The sequence below is a fragment of the Cytobacillus sp. Bva_UNVM-123 genome (assembly GCF_046351715.2).
Lineage (GTDB): Bacteria > Bacillota > Bacilli > Bacillales > Cytobacillaceae > Cytobacillus.
In genome coordinates, this window is sequence record NZ_CM177772.1 from 3,916,096 (window position 1) to 3,940,910 (window position 24,815).

Annotated in this window: 26 protein-coding genes and 1 other annotated feature; of the genes, 5 read left to right on the forward strand and 21 right to left on the reverse strand. The window is 36.0% G+C overall.

Features of this window, described 5'->3' with window-relative positions; translation table 11 throughout:
• Positions 1–21 precede the first annotated feature (21 nt).
• Positions 22–264 (reverse strand): sulfurtransferase TusA family protein, encoded by a 243-nt coding sequence (locus KDN24_RS20095; protein WP_409973067.1) that lies wholly within the window; start codon positions 262–264, stop codon positions 22–24.
• A gap of 310 nt (positions 265–574) precedes the next feature.
• Between KDN24_RS20095 and KDN24_RS20100 the strand changes: the two genes are divergently transcribed.
• The 3 genes from KDN24_RS20100 (at position 575) to relB (ending at position 2,498) form a co-directional block, all read left to right on the forward strand.
• Entirely contained in the window at positions 575–1,840 is a 1,266-nt protein-coding gene (locus KDN24_RS20100) for a BaiN/RdsA family NAD(P)/FAD-dependent oxidoreductase (protein WP_409973068.1), read from the forward strand.
• Between the two features lie 161 nt (positions 1,841–2,001).
• Positions 2,002–2,304 (forward strand): hypothetical protein, encoded by a 303-nt coding sequence (locus KDN24_RS20105; RefSeq protein ID WP_409973069.1) that lies wholly within the window; start codon positions 2,002–2,004, stop codon positions 2,302–2,304.
• A 5-nt stretch (positions 2,305–2,309) separates the two neighbouring features.
• Positions 2,310–2,498 (forward strand): type II toxin-antitoxin system RelB family anti-toxin, encoded by a 189-nt coding sequence (relB, locus tag KDN24_RS20110; RefSeq protein WP_409973070.1) that lies wholly within the window; start codon positions 2,310–2,312, stop codon positions 2,496–2,498.
• Positions 2,499–2,979: 481 nt separating this feature from the next.
• Here relB and KDN24_RS20115 read toward each other — a convergent pair whose 3' ends face one another.
• Positions 2,980–3,165, reverse strand: coding sequence for a sporulation protein Cse60 (locus tag KDN24_RS20115; protein WP_409973071.1), 186 nt, complete (start codon positions 3,163–3,165; stop codon positions 2,980–2,982).
• Positions 3,166–3,276: 111 nt separating this feature from the next.
• On the opposite strand from KDN24_RS20115, the gene KDN24_RS20120 reads away from it, so the two are divergent.
• Positions 3,277–4,152, forward strand: a complete 876-nt coding sequence (locus KDN24_RS20120; RefSeq protein ID WP_409973072.1) for a nucleoside hydrolase — start codon at positions 3,277–3,279, stop codon at positions 4,150–4,152.
• Positions 4,153–4,185: 33 nt separating this feature from the next.
• On the opposite strand, the gene KDN24_RS20125 is transcribed toward KDN24_RS20120, so the two are convergent.
• The 12 genes from KDN24_RS20125 to KDN24_RS20180 all read right to left on the reverse strand — a co-directional run bounded on the left by KDN24_RS20125 (position 4,186) and on the right by KDN24_RS20180 (position 15,717).
• Positions 4,186–5,184, reverse strand: coding sequence for a phosphotransferase (locus tag KDN24_RS20125; RefSeq protein ID WP_409973073.1), 999 nt, complete (start codon positions 5,182–5,184; stop codon positions 4,186–4,188).
• Positions 5,166–5,849 (reverse strand): TIGR04282 family arsenosugar biosynthesis glycosyltransferase, encoded by a 684-nt coding sequence (locus tag KDN24_RS20130; protein WP_409973074.1) that lies wholly within the window; start codon positions 5,847–5,849, stop codon positions 5,166–5,168. The genes KDN24_RS20125 and KDN24_RS20130 overlap by 19 nt, the downstream gene beginning before the upstream one ends.
• 36 nt (positions 5,850–5,885) lie before the next feature.
• Complete coding sequence (locus tag KDN24_RS20135; RefSeq protein WP_409973075.1) at positions 5,886–6,563, reverse strand: TIGR04283 family arsenosugar biosynthesis glycosyltransferase; 678 nt, start codon at positions 6,561–6,563, stop codon at positions 5,886–5,888.
• A 10-nt stretch (positions 6,564–6,573) separates the two neighbouring features.
• On the reverse strand, positions 6,574–7,593 hold the full coding sequence (locus tag KDN24_RS20140; RefSeq protein ID WP_409973076.1) for an ABC transporter ATP-binding protein: 1,020 nt from the start codon (positions 7,591–7,593) through the stop codon (positions 6,574–6,576).
• Positions 7,586–8,401 carry an ABC transporter permease gene (locus KDN24_RS20145; protein WP_409973077.1) on the reverse strand — a complete coding sequence of 272 codons (816 nt, stop codon included), beginning with the start codon at positions 8,399–8,401 and terminating at the stop codon, positions 7,586–7,588. The genes KDN24_RS20140 and KDN24_RS20145 overlap by 8 nt, the downstream gene beginning before the upstream one ends.
• Positions 8,402–8,405: 4 nt before the next feature.
• Positions 8,406–9,269 (reverse strand): ABC transporter permease, encoded by an 864-nt coding sequence (locus KDN24_RS20150; protein ID WP_409973078.1) that lies wholly within the window; start codon positions 9,267–9,269, stop codon positions 8,406–8,408.
• Position 9,270: 1 nt separating this feature from the next.
• Positions 9,271–10,521 carry an ABC transporter substrate-binding protein gene (locus tag KDN24_RS20155; protein ID WP_409973079.1) on the reverse strand — a complete coding sequence of 417 codons (1,251 nt, stop codon included), beginning with the start codon at positions 10,519–10,521 and terminating at the stop codon, positions 9,271–9,273.
• A 222-nt stretch (positions 10,522–10,743) separates the two neighbouring features.
• On the reverse strand, positions 10,744–11,496 hold the full coding sequence (locus KDN24_RS20160; RefSeq protein ID WP_409973080.1) for a glycine/sarcosine/betaine reductase selenoprotein B family protein: 753 nt from the start codon (positions 11,494–11,496) through the stop codon (positions 10,744–10,746).
• Positions 11,480–12,499: a lysylphosphatidylglycerol synthase transmembrane domain-containing protein gene (locus tag KDN24_RS20165; protein WP_409973081.1), complete on the reverse strand. Its 1,020-nt coding sequence runs from the start codon at positions 12,497–12,499 to the stop codon at positions 11,480–11,482. Before KDN24_RS20165 ends, KDN24_RS20160 begins: the two co-directional genes overlap by 17 nt.
• Before the next feature lie 135 nt (positions 12,500–12,634).
• A complete protein-coding gene (locus tag KDN24_RS20170) occupies positions 12,635–13,795 on the reverse strand; it encodes a TVP38/TMEM64 family protein (RefSeq protein WP_409973082.1) in 1,161 nt (386 codons plus the stop codon).
• 105 nt (positions 13,796–13,900) lie between these two features.
• Positions 13,901–14,332 carry a hypothetical protein gene (locus tag KDN24_RS20175; protein WP_409973083.1) on the reverse strand — a complete coding sequence of 144 codons (432 nt, stop codon included), beginning with the start codon at positions 14,330–14,332 and terminating at the stop codon, positions 13,901–13,903.
• A gap of 8 nt (positions 14,333–14,340) precedes the next feature.
• Positions 14,341–15,717, reverse strand: coding sequence for a sulfurtransferase (locus KDN24_RS20180; RefSeq protein ID WP_409973084.1), 1,377 nt, complete (start codon positions 15,715–15,717; stop codon positions 14,341–14,343).
• Positions 15,718–15,953: 236 nt separating this feature from the next.
• Here KDN24_RS20180 and KDN24_RS20185 point away from each other — a divergent pair, with 236 nt between their 5' ends.
• On the forward strand, positions 15,954–16,874 hold the full coding sequence (locus tag KDN24_RS20185; RefSeq protein ID WP_491348133.1) for a selenium metabolism-associated LysR family transcriptional regulator: 921 nt from the start codon (positions 15,954–15,956) through the stop codon (positions 16,872–16,874).
• A gap of 147 nt (positions 16,875–17,021) precedes the next feature.
• Here the strand turns inward: KDN24_RS20185 and KDN24_RS20190 are convergent, their stop codons facing one another.
• From KDN24_RS20190 to KDN24_RS20220, 7 genes are all read right to left on the reverse strand, one after another.
• The gene (locus KDN24_RS20190) at positions 17,022–17,327 is read right to left on the reverse strand and encodes a rhodanese-like domain-containing protein (protein WP_409973086.1); all 306 of its coding nucleotides are present in this window, start codon (positions 17,325–17,327) and stop codon (positions 17,022–17,024) included.
• Positions 17,328–17,614: 287 nt separating this feature from the next.
• Positions 17,615–20,032 (reverse strand): leucine--tRNA ligase, encoded by a 2,418-nt coding sequence (gene leuS, locus KDN24_RS20195; protein ID WP_409973087.1) that lies wholly within the window; start codon positions 20,030–20,032, stop codon positions 17,615–17,617.
• Positions 20,033–20,080: 48 nt separating this feature from the next.
• Positions 20,081–20,304, reverse strand: a binding site (T-box leader).
• Positions 20,305–20,519: 215 nt separating this feature from the next.
• Complete coding sequence (locus KDN24_RS20200) at positions 20,520–21,701, reverse strand: MDR family MFS transporter (RefSeq protein ID WP_409973088.1); 1,182 nt, start codon at positions 21,699–21,701, stop codon at positions 20,520–20,522.
• 368 nt (positions 21,702–22,069) lie between these two features.
• Positions 22,070–23,503 carry an ammonia-forming cytochrome c nitrite reductase subunit c552 gene (locus KDN24_RS20205; RefSeq protein WP_409973089.1) on the reverse strand — a complete coding sequence of 478 codons (1,434 nt, stop codon included), beginning with the start codon at positions 23,501–23,503 and terminating at the stop codon, positions 22,070–22,072.
• On the reverse strand, positions 23,496–24,020 hold the full coding sequence (locus KDN24_RS20210; protein ID WP_491348134.1) for a cytochrome c3 family protein: 525 nt from the start codon (positions 24,018–24,020) through the stop codon (positions 23,496–23,498). The genes KDN24_RS20205 and KDN24_RS20210 overlap by 8 nt, the downstream gene beginning before the upstream one ends.
• A 91-nt stretch (positions 24,021–24,111) precedes the next feature.
• Complete coding sequence (locus KDN24_RS20215; protein ID WP_409973091.1) at positions 24,112–24,624, reverse strand: TlpA family protein disulfide reductase; 513 nt, start codon at positions 24,622–24,624, stop codon at positions 24,112–24,114.
• A 17-nt stretch (positions 24,625–24,641) separates the two neighbouring features.
• Entirely contained in the window at positions 24,642–24,773 is a 132-nt protein-coding gene (locus KDN24_RS20220; protein ID WP_409973092.1) for a CcmD family protein, read from the reverse strand.
• Positions 24,774–24,815 lie beyond the last annotated feature (42 nt).

Sequence of the window (24,815 nt, forward strand, 5' to 3'; positions counted from 1 at the left end):
TGCTATGAAATTGATGAGGAGTTAATTCCCTTTTTGAATAAAATATTGACTAATCTTTCCTTCATCAAGCCGTTTCAGCAACGTATGATTTTGCATTCGACACCATGCTGGCAGATCTTCCCTTGCACCAGGATCATATGAAATCACTTTTATGATTTCCCCTTCCTGCAACTTCTTCATCTGCAAAAATAAATTCATAATGAGCTCGCCACACCCTGTTGGACCAGCATCATATGTTGATTTAACCTCTATGAGATTCTCCATTCGACAGCTCCTTTATAAAGTGAAACTCAATCAGTGAGCCCCCACTTAGAATTTTTGGTTTTGCTCAACTTTTTGAAGTGGGGGTCTTACAGCCCATTAATGCGGGAAAAAGGTTCTTATCCCCATTATAATGAATTAGCTACTGAAAATATATTCATGCTATCTATAAGAAGAATGATATTCTATCGTTTTTTTCAATATATGAAATGAAAATGATAACTAGTGTGTTTATTTAATAAGCTTATTAGGAAACCTGTGACAAATCGTTTATAATGGATTGGATAAAAGATAGAGTTAAGTTGGTGATTTAATGAAATATGATGTAATTGTCATTGGTGGAGGTCCTTCTGGCTTAATGGCAGCAATTGGTGCGGCTGAGCAACAAGCAAACGTGCTGTTAATTGATAAAGGAGACAAGCTCGGCAGGAAGCTTGCTATTTCGGGTGGTGGCAGATGCAATGTGACAAATCGGCTGCCTATCGATGAAATAATTAAGCATATACCAGGAAATGGGCGTTTTTTATATAGTGCTTTTTCTTTATTTGGCAACGAAGATATTATTACCTTTTTTGAGGACTTAGGAATTCAGTTGAAAGAGGAAGACCATGGTAGAATGTTTCCTGTCACAGATAAAGCGCAATCTGTTGTCGAAGCATTGTTAGCTAGACTTAAACAGTTGCACGTTACCATTAGGACGAATAGTGCGATTGATCAGATCTATTATGAAAATGACAAAGTTGCATCAGTGAAACTAAAAAATGGCGAAATCTATGAAGCAAATTCTGTTGTTGTTGCTGTCGGTGGCAAGTCTGTACCCCATACAGGCTCCACAGGTGACGGATATGCATGGGCTGAAAAGGCTGGACACACGATAACCGAATTGTTTCCAACCGAAGTTCCTATTACCTCAAATGAAACTTTTATTAAGAAAAAAACATTGCAAGGACTTTCATTAAAAGATGTGGCTCTTAGCGTATTAAATCCTAAAGGAAAGGCTGTTATTACGCATCAAATGGATATGATCTTTACCCATTTTGGTGTAAGCGGCCCAGCCGTTTTACGTTGCAGTCAATTTGTTGTCAAGGCAATGAAAAAATGGAATCTAAAAGAAGTGACAATGAGCCTTGATGTGATTCCAACGAAAAAAGAAGAATCATTATTCCAAGAAATAATTCAGCAAATTAAACAAGAGCCGAAAAAAAGCATCAAAAATCTATTAAAAGGATTATTACCAGAAAGGTATCTCCTATTTTTACTTGAAGAAAGTGAAATAGATCCAAATACACAAGGAGCCAATCTTTCAAACGAAAAAATTCGGGGCTTTGTGAAAAAATGTAAAATGTATCAGTTCAAAGTGAATGGCACGTTGCCACTTGAAAAAGCTTTTGTAACGGGGGGCGGTGTTGCTGTCAAAGAAATCGAACCAAAAACAATGGCTTCCAAAATAATGTATGGGCTTTATTTCTGTGGTGAGATCCTTGACATCCACGGTTATACAGGTGGCTATAATATTACATCCGCTCTTGTAACAGGAAGACTTGCTGGAATTAATGCTGGCTTAGCAGCAAAACTGTAAGCTAATTAAAGGGGTATTCGGATAATCGTGTGGAAACTTCAAAAATAAATATATGTATTCTTTCAAAAAACCAGTATAATGTAAAAAGTATTTGACATTTTTACTGGTTCATTTATAATTGTAAATGTCAAAAGTATTTTACATTTACAGGAGGGGTTAAAATGAATTGGATTTTGATTTTGTTAGCTGGCATATTTTTATTAACCGTCACACTTATCACTTTTCTCCTTTACTCATTATCAAAACAAGGAGATGAAAGGAAAAATCACATTAAACAAAAAGCAATGTCTCAAACGTTTGTAATTATAGTCGGTGTATTAATAATAGAAATAGGTGTATCTATATATGCATCTATGACTAATAATTCAGGAACAAACGGATTAAATCCGTTTACTTTTCTTGTCACATTAACAATAGTTTACTTTATAGCCCTTTTAATTAATAAAAAGAGATTCGGTGGATAATTATTATGAAAAATAATATTCGGCAATTAAGAAAAGCAAAGAGGCTTTCCCAAGAGGATTTAGCTAAGCTATGCCAAGTTACCAGACAGACTATCAATGCCATAGAAAATAATAAATATGATCCAACTTTGAAATTAGCCTTTGATATGGCTTTGGTTTTAGATACCACAGTTGACGAGTTATTTTTTGTATGAAAACGAAAAAAATCAGAGTAAAATTGTTACCTGATCAATTCCCTAATTGGGCACAAACTGGCTATGAATGGGTGTTTGAAGAAATTTACGGTGTTGATTTTCCACATTGACCAAGGCTATGGAAGAGTACCTTTTAACCCTCTTTCCACACTATTTTCCGATTACCCATTAAATGTAAAGTGAAGAATGATTGAGTAGGCATCTGAATACATTATTGGGACCACTACTATGGCTTTTTTCCATTAGGAGTGGTCTCATTACTGCTCTTTGGGACCACTACTACGGCTTTTTTCCATTGGGAGTGGTCTCATTACTGCTCTTTGGGACCACTACTATGACTTTTTTCCATTAGGAGTGGTCTCATTACTGCTCTTTGGGACCACTACTATGACTTTTTTCCATTAGGAGTGGTCTCATTACTGCTCTTTGGGACCAATGCTCCTGCAACTTTTCTAATATAGCAACTTGAATGCAAACGTATTTACGCACGATATATAATCATCGCGGAAAAACAATAAATTTGTTCATCCTCTTCATCCTCATTTATTGCGGCTACGTTGTATTTAATATCTAGTAATTTTCTCTCTTCGATTTTCGATAAAAATATATTCATTTCCTTTTCAAGGTCTTTTTCATGCTCATGATCAAATAGCTTTACTTTAATCAATTTCCTCACCCTAACGTTTTTAAGTATTATTGACAGAATAGTCAAATTTAAACCAAATATGCATTTACTCGATATAATTTATGGTAAACAAATCGTGTGGAGGTAATTATTTTGATCAAAGTTATATATGATTGTGACAATACAATGGGATTGCCTGAAAAGGATGTCGATGATGGTTTAACTTTAATGTATCTTCTTGGAAACAAAAAGATTTACTTGCTTGGAGTGACGAATACATTTGGTAACAGCAATATTGAAGATGTCTATACAGCGACAACGAAATTATTCAAGGATTTACAAATAACAGATATCCCCTTGATAAAAGGTGCTGCGGAAAATACAGATCGTAAAAGTGAGGCAGCAACATTTCTAGTAGAAATGGTTAATAAGTACCCGAATGAAATTACAATTTTAGCAACAGGTTCCCTTACTAATTTATATGGTGCTAATCAAATTGACCCAAGTTTTTACCAAAAGGTTAAAGAAATAGTTTTAATGGGAGGCGTAACAGAACCATTAATCATTAACGGAAAACAATTAAATGAACTTAACTTTTCGGTTGACAATGAAGCAAGTCATAATGTTCTACACTCGGGTGCAAAAGTAACTGTAATGACCGGCCACATTTGCTTACAAGCTGAATTCAAAAAAGAAGAATACGATAGATTAATGGAAAATAAGACGATTTCATCCTATAAATATATAAAAAAACAATCCTATGCTTGGTTTGAGTATTTTAAAGAGCTTTTCTCTACGGAAGGTTTCTTCAATTGGGACATCGTTTCTGGAGTATATGTAACAAATCCTGAATTATTTGATGACAATTTTCAATACATCGTCTCGACTGAAGAAGATTTAAAGACCGGCTATTTAAAAATAGAAGAAAACTACTCAGGAACAAAGATCAACATTCCAATGATAATAAGCGATATTCAACGATTTAATGAAATCATCTTTGAATCATGGAAGAATGTCACGGTAAAATAAAGACCTTTCTGGTAGAAATCCGATGAAAGATCTCTACCAGAAAGGCGTATATAAATCCTGCATAAAGTCGATTTGCAAGTACTGTTTTATTTTTTCAAATGTGTCCATATTTTTGATTGTCTTATTCGGGTCATGATACTCAACATATGCATAGGCACACCATGCTAAAGCTCTTAAATAGAGATAAGGAGTATATAAATGCACCCGCTCTCTAATATTCTTATCCTTCCCATTTAATCCATTTACATATAAATGTAAGAACTCTTCTTTTTCATTAGTGCTAAGGATATCGTTTGTTTTCCACAATGTCGTAGTTGGTGCCATAAATTGCGTTAAATCTTGCGCAGGATCACTAATTACTGGCTTTTCCCAATCAATTAAATAAGAATGTTCCTTCCCGATAATAAAATTGTGGGAATTTACCTCTGTATTATTCACAACATGCCATGGTTCAATAAGAAAATATTTCTCTCTCGTTTTATTAAGCTTAGTCCAATCTATTATTTTTTCAAGAAACAGTTTAATCTCCGTATGTACAATCGGGCTATCCCAAACATTTGTTAACAGTCTTTCGCCTTCTCGAATTCTATCACTAAAGAGATTTTCCTCCACAATAAAATGATGGGGCTCATCAATATGTAATGAATGAATGTTAGCAAATATATTCGCAGCCGCAGGTAAGTCCACTCCATAGTTAAGTGGATTTCCTTCTAAAAATTCCATAATTAAAATTCCACAATCAAAAAAAGTTCGTGTATCATCAGCATAATAAACTTTCGGTGTTACACCCGACCGCTCCAATCGCTTAATGGAATGATACTCATACATAATTTGATTATCAATTTCTAATTGGCTACCTGTATTTACTCGAAATACATATTTATGCCCAGCGGAATCTAGTGTGAAATTAATATTATATTCGCCTTGAGCGAGGAAATTCACTTTTGTATCTTTATGTAGCTGAAGATGCGCTAATTCGGGATTGTCATAAATATACCGTTGTATCTTACAAGCTAATTTGTCTTTTTCCACTGCTTGCCTATCCTCCATGCCTTCAAATACTTCACTGTATTTATCGCTTCTGAACTATGCTCATACTTTTTCATAAAATCAAACAAATCCTCTTTCGTATCAATATCTTGATACTTTTTGGCTAATCCGATTGATAAGCCTTGATTATTTCCTTTATCGATTGTCGACTCTAAGACCGATTTCCCACCCCATTTTTTATTAATAGCAAAAAGCGAATCATTTCGTTTCTTCATACCAACCAAATAATAGCCGCCATCATAAGATGGTCCTAATACGATATCGTGAACATCCATTATGTTAAAAGCATTTCTAATATCCTCTGCTTTAATATCCGGTATATCAGACCCCATTAATATGACCTTTTTATATCCTTTTAATAGGACAGACCCGATAGCATTTTTCATTTTATCACCTAAATCTTCGCCGCTTTGCGGAAAAGTATTAATATAACTAGGGATAATTGGGGCGAGTATTTGAAGAGAATCTTCTGGAGTAAACGTTAAATAAATATCAACATCATCCTTTAGTTGTTCAAATGTGATGACTATATCACGCAAAAAGGCATTATGTAAATCCGCACATTCCGATCCTGACATGATGTCCATCAACCTTGTTTTTGTTTGCCCAGGTATCGGTACTCTCGTCATCATTATTAGTGCTTTCATTATTGTCACTTCGCTATACTAATTTTGTTTTATCGCTTATCTCACTTCTCTATACATCCGACTTAATTTATCGACTGGTGCCCCAAGTATATATAGTAATTTTATTTTATGCATTTTAAGGAGGGTTTTTAATTGTCCATCCTTTTTAAATCGTCTGGCTGAAGTACCGATTTTTTCATTTAACAGCTTCATTTTTCCTAGCTTATGGATTCTTCGGGATAAATCCCAATCCTCCATTAATTCCATATTTTTGTATCCATCTAACTTCTCAAAGATTTCCTTTCTCATAAATATCCCTTGGTCCCCAAAGATGAGCTGCAAATATTTTGCTCTTCTATTTGAAGCGTCTGCCACATACTTCATAAACCTTGTCTCCCAATCATAGAAATAAAGCTGAAAGCAGCCGCCAATATAACCTTGCTCGATCGCCTCTTCGATTGCATTAATACTATTATGATCTAGCTTTGAATCTGAATGAACAAACCATAGGATCGTTCCGTTTGCAGCCATGGCTCCAGCATTCATCTGCTTTGCTCTTCCTTGAGAACTGTGGATGACCGATACCGCATTCTCTTTTGCTATTTCTACTGTCCGATCTTTACTACCGCCATCAACAACAATAATTTCTTTCGCACCCTGTAATGTTTGAATGTTCGTTAAAGTTTCTAGTATCGTTTTTTCTTCATTCAACACAGGAATAATGATAGATATCATAGCTACTCCCTCATTCAAAAAGTATCACACGTTCGAGTTTTATATTAATCGAGACATCTTCTCCCACTTTGTAGACCGTATGCGATTGAGAAATAACCTTTAATTCGTACCCTTTAACAGAAACTGAATAATAGATTCTTTCACCCGCATATTTACTTGAAATAATTTGTCCAGTTAAATCCGTTGTTCCAAATGGAAAAATCTCAATATCATCTTGCTTCACCATTAGCTTCGCTTCTTCAGTATTCTCCTTTTCAGTTTGAACATGGATGATTTTTGATTTAAAAAATCCATTCTCTATTCTTCCATCTATATAATTTTTCGCCCCGAAGAAATTAGCGATCTCGATAGATTTAGGATTTTTATATAGTTCTTCTGGTGTGTCAAATTGTTTAATTTGTCCACTTAGCATGACCGCAATTTTATCCGAACACATTAAGGCTTCCTCACGATCATGTGTAACAAGAATGGTCGTTATCTTTAACTTCTTTTGTATTTCTAGTGTCAGTTCTCTCATTTCTTCTCGCAGCTTTGTATCTAAGCTGGAAAAAGGTTCGTCTAGCAGCAGAACTTTAGGTTCGATTGCTAGTGCTCTTGCTAAGGCCACTCTCTGCTGCTGACCCCCTGAAAGCTCATGAGGATACTTTTTGTTATTGCCTTTAAGCTTCACGAGCTCTAGCATTTTTTCTACCTGTACCTTTATTTCTTCCTTTGGTCGCTTCGCCATTTTTAAACCAAAACCAATATTTTCCTCAATGTTTAAATGGGGAAATAATAAATGCTCCTGAAAGACAATTACTGTTCCCCGTTTTTCCACAGGTAAGTTTATAATCGATTGTTCACCTAGTAAAATATCCCCTTTATCAGGCTTGATTAAACCAGCAATCATCTTTAATGTCGTCGTCTTGCCACAGCCTGATGAGCCAAGTAGTGAGACTACTTGCCCTTCCTCCACTTCAAAATGAATATTATCTAGAACCTTCGTTTTGCCGAAAGATTTATTCAGATTTTTGATCGTAATTTTAGACATATTTATATTCCTTTAGTTTCTCTTGATAGAAACGATTTGTTAATTTTTCGATAATAATTAAAAATAGTAATGTCGTTAAAATAAAAACAATACTATAAACTGAGCCCATCATTCGATCACCACTCTGTACGAAAGGAAACATGAGCATCGAGAAAGTAATAACTCTTCCCCCACCAATTAAAAACGTAAGAAAATATTGGCTAAATGAGACGATAAATGCCATACTGCCTGCCGAAATGATTCCAGGTAAAATCATTGGAAATGTAACATGAAGAAATGCCTGATAGGGACGAGCACCTAGAACCTTAGCTTGAATCTCCATTTTTTCCCCAACGATTTCAAAAACAGATTGAAGAATTCTTATCGTATAAGGAATACAAGGAATTAGATGAATTAGCACAACTCCGATAAAGGTATTGGCTAATCCCATCTTAATAAATTGAATATGAATCCCCATCGCCACTGTAACGGTAGGGACGATCACTGGTGCGAATACGAGTATTTCGATTAGCTTCTTTCCTTTAAATTGATAAAAAGCAAGCGCTTTGGCAGCTGGAATTGTCATTGCTAGCGTAACAAGCGTCACAACAAAGGAGAGCCATATACTAAATAATAAAGTACTTATACTTTTAGATGAAGGCTCAAAAAAATATGCCCAACCTCGAATTCCAAAACTAGAAGGAAGAATCTCTGGCCATGGCCAAATTTTTGTAAAGCTCCATATGACGATTACGATCAGCGGTATTAATAAAAAGCTTAGAAATAAACCGATGATAAATTTATATTTAATGCTTGTCTTACTTTCCATTGCATCACCTAGTATATTTATATACCCTTTCGAACGCTTTAAAATAGAGCCATGTAAGAATAATCGCGATTAAAGTAATCAACATATTGATAACCATTGCGTAAGGCCGATTTTGTAGGACAGGATTATTGTATTCAATAAAAGCTTGTACTGGCAGTGCCTTCGGCTGCGTAGGTCCTAATAATAGTGGTACCTCATATGCTCCAAAAGAAAATGCAAAGATAATAATAAAGGAGGAAAAAACAGAAGGCATAATAAGAGGTAACAGTACATGGAAGAATACTTGTCTTTTTTTAGCACCAAGGTTATAAGCGACATCTGATAGCTTATTGCTTACTCCACTAAGGATCGTATACGTTGTCAGCGCAACAAAAGGGATCTCCTTCCATAAATAAGCGATCATAATTCCAATCCCGTTTTTTTCATACAGAATAGAAGGGAACTGGCTCGGATCCGAAATCAAGCCAGCTCCATATAAAATTCTAGGTAATATCCCAGATTGGGATAAAATATTATACATAAGAAGAACAGAAACGATATGTGGGACTGCAATCGGTACCCGATAAAGGGATTCCACGATATCTTTCCTTCCTTTTATCTGCAAGATTGAATAGGAAAGTAAAACACCAAAAATAATTGCTAGCACTGATGATACGATTGAAGTATAAAGGCTGAAACGAAGGGATGATAAAAACCCTTTATCCAATAAAATCTCCCGATAGTATTTCAGCGTAAATTCAGTTAAACCTGCTGCCTTAAAATACCCCAAGCTCTGGATAAGTCCCATTATGATGCCCGTGAGAAATATACCAACTAATATCAAAAGTATTGGAGATAGCAATACATATGGCTTTAGCTTCTCATTCAAATTATTCACCTTCACCTGGTATCGTTTCCATCCAGATTTTCTCAATAATTGGCACTAAGTCTGCCGGCATTTCTGGGATTCTCTTTTCTAGTAAATCATCCTGTGGAAGAGTTGCTATTCCTAAAGGAATGGAGCTAAATCTCTCTTGCTCTTCCTTCGTTAGCTTATTATTATCTAGCACTGGGAGATCTCCCCATGTAGCTGGCTCATACTTAGTCGCTTGTGATTCTACATTCAATATATAGTTAATTAAAGCCATTGCTCCTGCTTTATTCGGAGCATTGAATGGAATTGCCACGAAATGAGTATTTCCAATCGTACCTTTGTCAAACACGAACGTTCTAGTAGACTCAGGAAATTCCCCTGTTTCAATTTTACCTGAAGCAGAATTTGGATTATAGCTCATCGACATCCAAACTTCACCATCTGCATACATATTATCTAGCAGCGGTGACTCGGCAGGATAAGTTTTTCCTTCCTTCCATAAATATGGTTTCAATTCTTTGAAATATTCGATAGCAGGAGCAATCGCTGCTCTCACTGTTTCTTCATCTGCTTCCATATCCATAAATTGCTCATATCCTACGATATCACAAATAATATTTCGAACAAATGCTGAACCTGTAAAATCTGGCGGGGCAGGATAGGTAAATTTCCCTGGATTTACTTTCGCAAATTCAAATAGCTCCTTATGATCTATCGGAGTCTTATCCATCTTTTCACTATTATAAACCATAACAAATTGGGCTTTTCCATAAGGGGCCTCATAGCCTTCTACTGGATAGCCAAAATCAAATTTCACATCAGCAGAATCCTTGTCAATGTATTGATTGAAATTCGGTAATTTCTCTGTAAAAGGACCAAATAGTAAATCATTTTCTTTAGCCGTGAAGAAATTTTCTCCATTGATCCATACGACGTCTATGTTGCCTTTCTCAACATTAAGCTGCTTCTCATTAAGTAGGGAGTTTAAGATTTCATCTATATTCATCCCTACTCTTTTTACCGTAATATCATAATCTTTTTTTACATTTTCGGTTAAATATCCGTCAATCCAAGAATTTGTTTGTTGACTACCACCCCAGCCATAGAAAGTAACCGTTGTTCCTCTTGCAGCTTCAAGCAGCTCTTCGAAATTCTTATCTAATACATTCTTCTCCGTTCCCTGTTCTTCAGATTTTCCTGAACATGCGGCTAATAATAAAATACAAGCAGTCAATAAGAGGAAAAATTTATTTTTCAATTTTGTCATTTACACTTCTCCTACTATTACATTGTGATTTACATTCAAAATAACCTTCTATTTGTTTGCAAATTAAATAAATAGCAAACAAGCAACCATTTGCCAGCAAAATTTTTTCTATTTTAATTGGACGTATTAAGCCAAATCTATCATAAACCATGATTCCAACTACAACATCCAGCGTATATGCCAAAGCCATTTTTGTAATAATGCAGCTCTATTCATTCGCAATTATTTCTTTCTCCCTTTCCATTTATAAGGAAGCTTGACGATCGTTTCTGGCTCATTGATTTCTGATAAATAGCGTATAGTATCAAGAAGAATCTCTTTTTGCAAATCTGTTTCAAATGCTCTACCAAAGCTTCGCCCCAACGGAAAGCGTAAATGAACAGCTCTTGGAACCCGCACTTTTTCAGTTAAGTCCCGTAAATGCGCGATCGAAATAGTTGGAATCCCAATCTTTTCTATCCCATATTGAATCAATCCCACGGATTGATGGCATATGTATCAGCCAGGGTTTAAAATAACCGCATCTACGTTATCCGCTTTTAATTGGTTAATAATTAGTGGAATCGTTTCCTCAATTAATGGCTCTGTATTCGGAATAAATCCCATTAACCCATAATGAGTATTTGCTACTCCGCCAATTAAACCTTCTTCTGCAAGCTCCTTTAGCCTAGTAAGTGGAAAAACACAGTTAATATCTTGGTCAGCGTCTTCTCGATCAAAATGAGTATGACTAATCATTAAATCTTCTTCACTGCAATGATAGGGAATTAACCTTACAGTCGGGTCACCATCTTCAACTTCAAAAACAGTTTGTGTTTTTAAATGAACGCCAGCAGTCGTAATGAGAGCGAACTTTGCTTCCTCAGGCTTTTTTGTAAATTTCACTAACGGAATATCCCCTTCTATAGGAGAGACCATGTACTTAGCTCGCTGTGTCATGATTGTTTCAATTACTCGATTACCCGATAGCTTCATCCTGCCTTCCTCCTTTCTGCTTTTCCATTAGCCAAAATAATCCTCCTGCTAAACTTGAGACAGCAACAAGCACAAAGAATAGCAATGAAACAGAGACAGCCACTCCGTCAGGTACACCAAGCTCCTTAAAAAAAAGTAAATAGCTTGCTTCGCGAACGCCCAATCCGTTAATACTAATCGGCAGCATTGTTATGATAGAAATAAGTGTAATATAGACTAAAAGCTCGTAAAAAGGAACATCAAAGCCAAAAGCTGAAAATAGCAGGTCATTAATCCATGCCATTCCAAATTGAAATAGTAAGGATAGAATAGCAACAGCTCCCAACCATCTCCAATTTTCATGGCGATAATCTACTGTAGCCCCACCGATTTTTCTGATTATATTTTTGCCCTTATTTAATATTTCTTTTACTTTTCCTTGATTTTGATGAGCAATAACTCCTTTATGCTGTTCTCCCTTACGCAGCCAATAAATAAATAGAAAGCCGATTACAATGAGGAGAGCTGTAACAGCATAGATCGTGATTAGGAAAGGTCTAATACTCTCCATAAACAAAGAAGCAACTAGAACAATTACAATCATAGCTGCTCCACTCGTTAAACGTTCAAATGCAACGGAAGCGGCAGCAATTGGCATTCCGGTCGTCTTCCCTAAATAGAGAACCCTTACAAAATCACCGCCAACACTACTCGGTAAAAAATTATTAAAAAACAAACCAACATAATATAATCTTCCTAGCTTGAAAATGTTAGCACCTTGTTTATTTTCTTTTTTAACAGACGATTGAACAAGCATCTTCCATTTCCACACACTAGAAAAAACCGTAAGCTGGATCGCGATAAAAGCAGCTATCATATAAAAAAGGGAGCCCTCCCGAATAATATGAAGGGCTTCTTCCCATTGAATTGTATAGACAAGCCATGCAATCAATCCCACACTAACGATGATTCTAACCATTAGCTGAAATTTAGAGTTTCTATCTTTTTTCCCTATTTGTTCCATTTATTCATTTACACTCTTTTCTATGTAAAAAAAATTGTCGTCGGATTTATTGAACAAGCCTTGATGTACAAAGTAATCACCAGAGCAGTGAAATGAAGCCGACGACATTTTACATATTTAGTAAGGAGCAGAAGCTCATGATAGCTTTTTGTACTTAATAAGCTGATTTAATTTTGGTCGTAAAATCATACCAATTACAGCTAAGGCAATCACGATCGTGAAAAGGAAGAATAGGATTTTCACTGTATCAGTAGCTGTTTGCCCTAAATAGGAGTATAAAATGGTAGCTGGTAACTGCCCTAATCCTGTTGCCCAGAAAAATTGCCAAAAGGAGATAGACGTAACCCCTGCAGCATAGCTGACTAAGTCAAATGAGACAATTGGGACAAGTCTTGCAATGAATACTGAATGCTTTCCGTATTTAGCAAAAAATTGATCCCACCAGTTTAACGCCTTCTTCGTAACGATTTTTTCTACAACTGGTCGTCCAAGAAATTTTGCCAAATAAAAACAGACAATCGCTCCCAGCATTGCACTGCTCCATGATAAAATAGCTCCAAAAAACCAACCAAATAAAAGACCATTTGCAAACGTAATGACAAAAGCAGGGAGAGGTGCCATGACAGATTGAAATACCATTAGCAATCCAGAAACAACTGCGGCACGGGAACCAAATGATAATAAATAATCACGAAAGCCTTCCACATCTGCATTCTTTAAATAGCTAATTGCTAGATTAACAAACTCTCGAATACCTCCCTGTCCTAAGTACAGAAGAAGAAAGATGGCTAACAATCCGAATAAAGCCATCATTCCAAAGCGATTAAAGGAAGATAATTTATCCCACTGCATTTTTGTTTCTTTTTTTAAGATTAGCGGCATTTTTAGTACTGCAAAAAGTGCTACAGCACCAATGATAAAACCAATTATTAATAAAATATTCATCATTTCTAAGCTTACTAGATTTTCAAGAAAAAATGCTTTACTTACCATGTACGCTGGTAAAATGGTTAGGCTGTTACTTAATAAAACAAGACTGACGATAAAACTAATTAATGCTGTTATTATACTAATTTTCCTTTTTTCCCATATTCCTAAATTATTCGCATTCATAAATACACGAGCAAAGAAAAACCATATCCCAGTTAAAATCGTTACCGTAATGATATATTCACTATCGAACATCATATCAAGTAATTTAATTTTCAACAGAATAGAAGCTAATGCCATTCCAATTAAAAAAAACAAAAAAAACGCTGCAATAAAATGCAATATCCCCCGTAGGAAAGTTTTCATTTCGTTAACTCCTATTCAATAGCAATTGAGTGAGTAATCCCACGGCACCAGCTATCAAAGTACATAAAACAAATAATCATATGTTGGGAATGAATACGAATGTAATTATTTATTTTTCAAACTTAATATGATGACAATACTGATTTGGATTACTAAGACGATTTGAAATACCATTATGAAATAAGGATAGGCCAACATATTAATGAAAAAGTCACTATTCATAACAAAACAAACGGCAAAGCTTATGATTGCTGTTAAAGCTATTTGTAGCTGATAAAATCTACTCTTGCTTTTTTTTAGTGCAAAAACGAGAAGCAGCAAAAATAGTAGACCGATTAAAGCGGCAATAATGCTTTGCCACATTAAACTATCGATTGAGTAAATACTTTGCTCATATTGGTGCCTTTTGTAATAAACATGATGATTAACCCCAGCTTTTTTTCTTGTTAAATCATTAATGACAAATACGGCTGTTATTAATGCTATTTGAAAAAACACAGATAAAAGATAGGCGGCTTTCCCGATTATTTTTTTCATCGTTTCAATTATTTACTAGGTTCTCCAGTTTCAGTAGGATTATCTGGGATATTGCTCCAACCAATCCAACCGTCACTGTATAGAGACGTATTTTCAAGACCCATAACATTTGCATAGTATAAAACCTCAGCTGCCCGCCAACCGCTTCCACACATAAATGAAAGATGCTTATCCGTATTGATTCCGCACTCATCCCATAATAATTGTATTTCTTCAGCGTTGCGCATCGTATTATCAATATTACGGTAATAATCTAATGAATTTGCGTCCGTTTTTCCAGCAAAGGCAAATACGGAACCAGGAATTCTACCTTTTTGATCATGATAGCTATAGCCGGATGTCTTTCCAATATGTTCATCCCAAGTACGATTATCTACTAAAGTAAATTCTTCCGTTTTAGCTAATTCTCCTTTTACTTCATCTATTGTATCAATTAAATCAGGATTAGCGGGAATTATAGCTCCAAAATCAGTACCAGGTACAGGCTTATTGCTCTTCTTTTCAAGCTCATAGCCAGCTGATTTCCAAGCATCTAAACCACCATTTAATACTCTAACATCCTCAACTCCGATATAACGAAGCACAGTAGCAACACGGTATGAAGCCATTGAAGCTTCCCCAGTTACAATGATCGTATCATCTTTCGTAAATCCGTAATCTAATGCAAATTGGGCTAATTCATTATCACTTGCGATCATCCAGGTAGGAGGTGGTTCGATCGTATCCGTATTTATATGTACACTTGTCGGAATGTGGCCATTTGCATAAGATGTTTCTTCTTCTCCCCAACTTGCTTCAACGATTTTTACATTTTTAGCATTTTCAAATGTTTCTGGTGTGTTTCCATCTATAATATCTTTAATGATACTAGCAGGTACGATCATATGATAGTTCTGATATTGTTTCATAGGGAGGCTTTCATCTTCTGCCCATTGTTTTACATCATAAGTATATATGTTTTTAAATCCTTTTTTACTTAAGTAATCCTTAACTTCTAAAGCATCTTTTCCATTTGCATCATATAGAACGATATTTTTATCAGAAATGATGTTCTTTGTCTTAAGAGCTTCATCTAACGTCTTCTCTTTATCATCTGCTTCTACCTTTAGCCAATTAGCTGAAAAGTCAACGGCACCTTCTATATGACCGCCACGTTTAACTCCATCTAATTTCCAGCCATTGTATGCATCATTAATTCGAGTATCAACAATTACCCATGAATCGTCATTTAGTTTATCTTTTAGATCTTCGGTAGTAATAACCTCAGTTGATTTTTCTGTTTTACCAGCTTGTTCAGTTTGTTCTTGATTTTTTGTGCAAGCCGACAAGATAATCATGGTTAAAATTGAAGCAATAACTATTAGCAAGCTTGATTTGTTACGCACTTCCCTCTCTCCTCCTAAAATAAATAAAATAGTTTAATAAGAATTAAAAATTTGTTGAAATATTGAAAGTCTTATTAAATGATTTAATGTCATAATTTGTAGAATAAAAATTACGAAATTCGACAAAACCAACATCTTTTCTATTATATAAAAATGTTATCCTTATAATAAATATATAAAATCGTTATTATATGTGAATACTGATTGATTTTTTCGATAGATTTGAGGTGAAAAACTTGGATATACATCAATTAATTGTTTTTACAAAGGTTGTTGAACATAAAAGTTTCTCAAAAGCAGCCGAAAACATTTTTTTAAGTCAATCAACCGTCAGCTCACATATCCAAGCGCTTGAAAAGAACTTAAATCTCCAATTATTCGACCGAGATGGAAGAGAAACATTGCTTACGCCTCACGGTGAACGATTATATGTTTGGGCACAAAAAATTCTATTGTTACGAGATAAAGCGATTCTCGATCTAAAAGAAGGAATGATGGATTTTCGTGGGGTCGTGAGAATAGCTGCAAGCTCTGTTCCAAGTTCCTATATCATTCCAACAATAATTAGGCATTTTAACCAAAAATACCCTAAAATTACTTTTCATGTAAGTGAATCATCATCAAAGAATGTTGCAGATAAAGTGCTAAAAAGAACAGTAGATTTAGGTATATTAGGAGAAAAATATGAAAATGACAAGCTATGCTATATTCCTTTTAAAAAAGAAAAGCTTGTATTGATTACTTCTAGTCAAGTAAAAATGGAAAATCAAATAGTTAGCTTTGAGGACATTATAAAACAGCCTCTTATTATGAGGCATTCTGATTCGGGTACACAATCATGGTTGAATAAACTTTTGAAAAAGAATGGCGTATCGAAGGAACAGTTAAATATTACTGCGTATACAGACTCAGGTAATAGTTTAATTCAGTTTGTAAAAGAAGGTATCGGCGTTTCAATTATTTCCGAATTGGCAGCACAAGAATGTGTAGAAGATAATAAAATTCGTATGTATAACATTCAGGATTTCGATGATGAAAGGTACTTCTATCTCGTTTATCACAAAAACAAAACTTTGTCGTTACCCGCAAAGCTATTTATTGATAATGTGAAAGAACAAGTAAGTTGTCCAGATTTAACTAAAACACCTCAGCATTAAAAGACATGAATCAAGGTGAAATAATACAAGTTATCGCTAAATGTGTAGCCACTTTAATAGTTTATGATATAAAGGGAAGTCTCATAAAAACGCCTTAAGGACATCCCTCTCTTCTAGAGAAAGTTAATTTATTTTAATATCCACTTCTTATTCAACTTCGCCCGTCCAATTCATCATTCCACCAACCATGTTGCGGACCTTATATCCTTGCTCTTGCAAATAATAGCATACATTTGCACTACGGCTTCCAGAACGGCAAATAAAGATATATTCTTTTTCCTTATCAAAATAATCGAGGTTTTCAGGAATTGTCATCATGCGAATATGCTTAGCACCTATAATCATGCCCAACTCTACTTCTTCATCTTCTCTTACATCTACAAGCTCTAACTTTTCTCCTGCCTCAAGCTTCTCAGCTAGTTCATCTGGTGTAATAATTTCAATAGATTCCATAACGAATTTCCTTTCACAGTTCAATCAATAGGTTTTCCCTATACACATAATAAAAAACATCCTCTGAAAATGCAATCAGAGGATGTTTTTTTAAAATTACGCTTTTCTTTTCTAGCTGCGGCGCCTAGGGGCTCACCGACTAAGTACGCAACGTCCTGTTGCAACGTCGGCACTAGCACGTCCTGTGCGTCGGAGGTCATAAGTCAAGCCATCAAGTAGGTTAAAGAACAACCTTCTCGCTGGCTTGCCTTATGCTTGTCGCCCCTGGGCGAGGCGCCTCCGCTTTTCTAGTTCGCTACGATATTAACTAGTTTTCCAGGAACTGCAATGACTTTACGGATTGTTTTTCCGTCAATTTGCTCTTTTACTTTGTCATCTTCCATCGCAATTTTTTCAAGGACATCCTTTTTAGCATCTGATGGAACACGAAGTTTTGCTTTTACCTTCCCGTTAATTTGGATGACAATTTCTACTTCATCATCGACTAATTTCGCTTCATCATAGGCAGGCCATGATTCATACGTAATCGTATCATTAAAGCCAAGCTTTTCCCAAAGCTCCTCTGCGATATGAGGTGTTATGGGTGATAATAATTTTACGAATCCTGCCATAAAGTGCTTAGGAAGGACTGTCGCTTTATAAGCTTCATTAATAAACACCATCATTTGTGAAATAGCTGTATTGAAGCGTAGTCCCTCATAGTCTTCTGTAACCTTTTTCACTGTTTGGTGATAAACTTTTTCTAGACTGCTTACATCTTCTGTTTCTTGAATTTTTGGGTTGATTTCCCCATTTTCTTCAATAAATAGTCTCCAAATTCGGTCTAGGAATCTTCTTGAGCCATCTAAGCCATTTGTTGACCATGCAATAGATGCGTCTAACGGTCCCATGAACATTTCATAAAGACGTAAAGTATCAGCACCATGACTATGAATAATATCATCAGGGTTCACAACATTCCCTTTAGATTTACTCATTTTTTCGTTTCCTTCTCCAAGAATCATTCCTTGATTAAACAGCTTTTGGAATGGTTCCTTCGTATGAACAACCCCAATATCATATAAAACCTTATGCCAGAAACGAGCATATAGAAGATGTAGAACTGCATGCTCAGCACCACCGATATAAATATCGACTGGAAGCCATTCTCTTAATTTTTCGGCATCTGCCAATGCCTCAGAATTATGTGGATCAATATAGCGTAAATAGTACCAGCAGCTTCCTGCCCATTGTGGCATTGTATTCGTTTCCCGACGGCCTTTTTTACCTGTCACAGGATCCACAACATTGACCCACTTCTCAATATTCGCAAGTGGAGATTCTCCTGTACCAGATGGTTTAATTTCTGTTGTTTTAGGCAATAGAAGTGGAAGTTCTTCTATAGGTAAAGCTGACATTGTTCCATCTTCCCAATGAATGATAGGAATTGGTTCACCCCAATAACGTTGGCGGCTAAATAGCCAGTCGCGTAAACGGTAAGTAACTTTCTTCGTTCCTACGCCCTTTTCTTCCAACCAAGAAATCATTTTTCCAATTGCTTCTTCTTTATTTAAGCCGTTTAGGAATCCTGAGTTTACGTGCTCTCCGTCACCAGTGTATGCTTCCTTTTCTATATTTCCTCCAGCAACCACTTCAACAATTGGAAGTTCAAATTTCTTTGCAAAATCATAATCTCGTTCATCATGGCCTGGAACTGCCATAATGGCACCAGTTCCATAGCTAGCTAACACATAATCGGCAATCCATATTGGCATACGTTCGTTATTTGCAGGGTTTATTGCATAGGCACCCGTAAAAACGCCTGTTTTTTCTTTTGCTAAGTCTGTTCTTTCAAGATCACTTTTACTTTTAATTTTATCAATATAAGCAGTAACTGCTTCCTTTTGCTCAGCTGTTGTAATTTTATCAACTAAATCATGCTCAGGGGCTAACACAGCATATGTTGCTCCAAATAGAGTATCCGGACGAGTTGTAAAAACAGTAAACGTATCATCATGTCCTTCAATTTGGAAGGCTACTTCTGCCCCTTCTGAACGACCGATCCAATTACGCTGCATTTCTTTAAGGCTGTCTGGCCAATCGAGTAAATCTAGATCCTCTAGTAGACGGTCGGCATATTTAGTAATCTTTAATACCCACTGTCTCATTGGGCGACGTTCAACTGGATGGCCGCCACGCTCACTCTTCCCATCAATAACTTCCTCATTTGCTAAAACGGTTCCAAGAGCGGGACACCAGTTCACAGCGACTTCATCAATATAAGCAAGCCCCATTTCATAAAGCTTAATAAAAATCCACTGTGTCCATTTGTAATACTCAGGAGCCGTTGTATCCACTTCTCGGTCCCAATCATATGAAAAGCCAAGTTCCTTAATTTGACGACGGAATGTATTAATGTTCTTCTCGGTAAATTCAGCTGGGTCATTTCCTGTATCAAGCGCATATTGCTCAGCTGGAAGTCCGAATGCATCCCAGCCCATAGGATGGAGGACATTATACCCTTGCATCCGTTTCATCCGGGAAACAATATCGGTAGCTGTCATGCCTTCTGGGTGACCAACATGAAGACCTGCACCTGATGGATATGGAAACATATCTAACGCGTAAAATTTACGCTTACCCTTCTCCTCACTCGTTTTAAATGTTTTATTTTCTTCCCAAACATTTTGCCACTTCTTTTCAATCTCTTGATGATTGAAATTCATTTCATTTTCCTCCTAATCCTAATCAAAAATAAAAAAACTCTCATCCCCAAAAGGGACGAGAGGATTATGTATGAATCTCCCGCGGTACCACCCACATTAGTGACAATGTCACTCGCTTCATTATCCTTAACGCGGAAAACGGCAAGTATTACTCATTGTTCACACTTGCAGCTCAAAGGCGAGTTCATGACGTGCCCGACTGACTTGCACCATCCGTCAGCTCTCTAAAAACGGGCTTAACAATCACTACTACTCCTTTTCGTAGCACATCGTATTTATATTCCAAAGTTAAAACTTTGTACATTTTTTTGCAGTTATTTAAGAAAATGAGAAAACAGATGAATCGCTTTATTACATCACTATTTCGCAAACATTATCAAGCCTTTATTGATTAGTGCTATTGTATAAAATTTCCCACAAAGATGCAAGTGACCCTTCAGACTGAAAATTTTATCTCTATACTATGCATTTTAGTCATAAATGTGAACTAAGATGCTGACGCTAATTCTTTCTTTTTCTTTATTTTTTTGTCATAGAAAATGGTCGTAAATATAGAAATGAGAAGTAATCCAATAATAATGATAAAAAGGATTGACATCCCATATAGATCAACTAAAATTCCTCCAAGCAATGGCCCAACCATGCGTCCACCTGTTGCTGTACTGTTCACGATTCCTTGATAAAAACCTTCTTTTCCTTTAGGGGCTAGATCATTGGCAATAGTTGGAATAGCAGGCCATACGAGCATTTCGCCGATCGTTAAAATGATCATTGCAGCCAGAAAAGCAGTGAAATGTTCCGCCTTCGCAATAACAGCAAACGAAACAATAAAAATAATGATTCCGACATTAATCTGAGTCTTCAAAGATTTAATACCGCGTACAAAGAAGCTTACGAGAGGCTGTCCAAGTACAATTAATGCTCCGTTAACTGTCCAAAGTAGACTATATTGTCTTAAAGAAATATTAATCTCTTGGGTAAATGCTGCAATGGTCGTCTGCCATTGAACATACCCCACCCAACATAATAAATAACCTGTACATACTATTAATAAAGCATATAGCTTAGTATGGTCTTTAACTGCTCGTTTCTCTTGTAAAACGGAAGAATGTGATATTGAATCAGCTTCAATTCCTCTGTACCCCCAAAATGCAATGAGGAGAAAAATGATAAACATGAACGTATTAGCAATAAAGATAAGCTGAAAAGAATAAGAGGCAACAAAGCCGCCAAGTGCTGAGCCGATAGCTACACCAAGATTTTGCGCAACATACATTGCGTTAAATGGCTTTCTTCCGCCTTCCTTCCATACGGACCCAGCCATTGCATACATAGAGGGAAAAATAATGCCTGAGCCAAAACCGATAATTGTCAAAAAGATAACATAGGTTGGCCAGCCATGCCAAAAAGTTAAGCAAATTAATGCAGAAACCGTAATGCCAATTCCAAGCAGAACTGATTTATATCCTCCGATCTTATCGAAAAGGATACCCCCATATAAATTTCCGATAACTGTTGCCCCAGAATTCAACATGAGAACAATCCCAGCAACTGATAAAGATTTTCCTAAATGATCGTGAATATAGATTGTATTTAAAGGCCATAAAAAAGAAGAGCCTGTTACATTCACTGCCATCCCTATAATTAAAAGCCATAAGGCACGTGGCATGAAAAACGCTCCTTTACTATTAAGCTAAATGGACTTATTTCGTGCACTAAATATCAGAATAAGTCACAGTAGCTCGTATAATTTAAAGCAGGAGTTAGCTGCTTATTTCGAGTTCCCAAATAATTTTATGTCTTTTTTATCGAGCTTGCAATAGATAAAAACCTAAAATAATATATACAGAAAATACATAATACTTCTATAATATTAATCACAAAAAAAAATTATCATAATATGAATTTTAAAGATGGATAGGAAGAATTCCTTTCAAAATATGAAGCTGATTCATTGACAGACATTCATAATCTTGTCACAATATAAAAGAAAACACCATACAAATGATTATTTGTACAGTGTTTTCGTCTGTTGGTTTATTTTTTTGGAGCAGGCTGTTGAGCAGGGAAATATGAATTTAAAGCGTGTTCACGCTTCTTCGTATTTTCTTTCTCATCATAAACAGCCTTCTTCGCTTTTTCTATTTCTGCTTTTAATTCTTCTAAATTTACACCGTTTTTAACAAGTTCCTCTGTAGCAATTTGAATTGCTTTATTAGACTCATCACTAGATGTTTTCAGTGAATCGAGTGCACCTTGAGGGTTGTGGAAACCAGCAGCACTTTCTGCAGCAATAATATCCCAGAACCATTGACCTTTACGGACATGCTCTTGTGCTTCTTTAATCTTCTCTTCACTAATTCCAGAAGTAATCATTTTATTTACATAATAGTGTGCTGAGATGGAGATATCTTCGGCTGAATGCAATGCTCTCATATGAGTATCTTGAATGCCAGTAACACGCTCTTTTAATTCATCTAAATCACGATTGCTATGGCAAGTTCCACAAGATTTTTCCATTGTCTTAAGTGGTGATTGCCACCAGTGTGAGCTAATTTTCTTTTTGCCATCTGCACGCTCATATGGCATATGACAGTCTGCACATGTTACGCCTGCTTTCCCGTGAGGGCCTTCAATATGTGTTTCGAAGTCAGGGTGTTGTGCTTTTAACATTGGTGTACCTGAAACATTATGAACCCAGTCTTGATTAAAGCCTGTTTCTTTACCAGTTGTTTCATAGTATTCGTACATATTTTCTGGTTTAAAACCTTCTGCCCAAGGGAATGTAACTTCACCGTTTGATGGTGCAAAATAATATTCCACGTGACATTGTGCACATACATAGTTTCTCATATCATTTTTTGTTGCATTTGCAACGTCAATACCTTGAGATGCCAAACCTTTTACTAAGCTTGGACGTGTAATGCGAAGATCCATTGTTTCTGGATCATGACAGTCTGAACAGCCAATTGGGGAATGTCCCATTGCTTCTGCTTTTGGCCATACGAGATCATTAAAGCTTCCACCCCAATAATCATCGCCTAATTCTTCTATTAGTTGTGGAACCGCAGTTGATTTACATGTTAAACAAGAACCAATTGATTTATCTGTAATTCGTAATGTTGTACGAATATCTTCGTTTGCATAAACGTGTCCACGGTCCTCATTGTAGTCTAAAGCAAATCCATATCCATTAAATAAAATCGGTAAATATGGTTCTTTATCATGGTCGTATTTTGACCTTTTTACTGAACCACTATATTTTGTATCTACTGTATCATCTGCATTTTTCATGTAGCTGTCATAATGAAGCGGGAATAAATCTTTAAACGCTTCATTGCTAATTTCGTCTTTGGACAGGCCTGTTTTTCCAGCATCAGCTGAAGTAGCATTATCCTTGCTTGAACAGCCTGAAACAATTAACATGACAGCAGCCAGGAGAAAAAATGCCCATCGATAATTCCTAGCCATTGTTCATCGAACCTCCCTTAGTTTCTAAAAGCTCACCAGATTTTGGTGGTTTAAAGTAATCTTCTGTTTTAAATCCTTTGCCATGTGGGATTGCCTGATGGCAGCTTGAACAGCTGTCTTTCGCATCATGTGACACATTTTTCAATGTAGATTCATGGCAATCAATACAGTTTTGGTTGATAACCTCTTGTGAATTGGTTGTCGCATGTAATACTTCAGGAATTTTGTCTGAACCTAACGTATTATAGTAAACGTGACCAATTCCCGCCTTTGCCTTATTCGTATACTTATTTACAATTGTGTCATGAGGCAAGTGACAATCACTACAAGCTAATTTCGCATGCGTAGAATCGGCGAATGAGTCATGAACCTGTGTCATAATATGACAGCTGCTACAGAAATCAGCAGAATCTGTATATGCCAGTGTTTTCACCGAAACAACAGAAATAATAATTCCAACAAACACACCTACTACAAGTAAAAGTTTTTTGTCTATGGAGAAAATCTTTTTTAACATTTTTTTCACCTCCCCCTATTGAAAAAATCGCTAGTTCCAAAAATATTTTTTAAGAAATAGCCATATATATTAAAATGCTGATAACAGCACTTTAATCCTGGGAATTGTGAATATTTTCTATCAGTTCTATTAAGTTTTTCTTTGTAGTTGGACCCGTAAACCTCTCAACAATAACACCGTTTTCATCGATGATGATTGTTTCAGGCTGGCCAATTACACTGTAATCCTTTGAAACTTCCTCTTTCGTATCAAGCAAATAGTGAAGTTTAGAATTTGATTCTGCAATATATTTTTCCATTCGCTTTGTTGTCTCACCTTTTGCAATTATGAGAAGCTCTGCATTTTTGTAGTCTGCTCCAAATGCCTCTAACTCTGGTGCTTCATCAATACAAGGCTGACACCAAGTAGCGAAGAAATTCAATACAACCATTTTCCCTCGATAATCAGATAACTTTATCTGTTTACCTTCCATATCCTTTAAGGTAAATTCAATTGCTTCATCACCTGGATTTGCAGATACTTTACCACCTAGTCCATTGACAAGAAGAGCTAGTATTCCAACAACAAAAACGATGACGATAATTGGGACGAGTTTTTTTCTCATATACTCTCACCTGCTTTTTATTGTTCTGACTTCCAATCTTCAAGAATTTGAATTTCCTTTTTCAGATCCTTTTGACGTTTTCCAAGAACAAAAATGTATCCAGCTAATAAACCCCAAATCACTGTGTAAGCTGCAAATAAATAGGTCATTGCTTTCTCCTCCTCGTTTATATCTAGCTTCGGCAGCAGCTG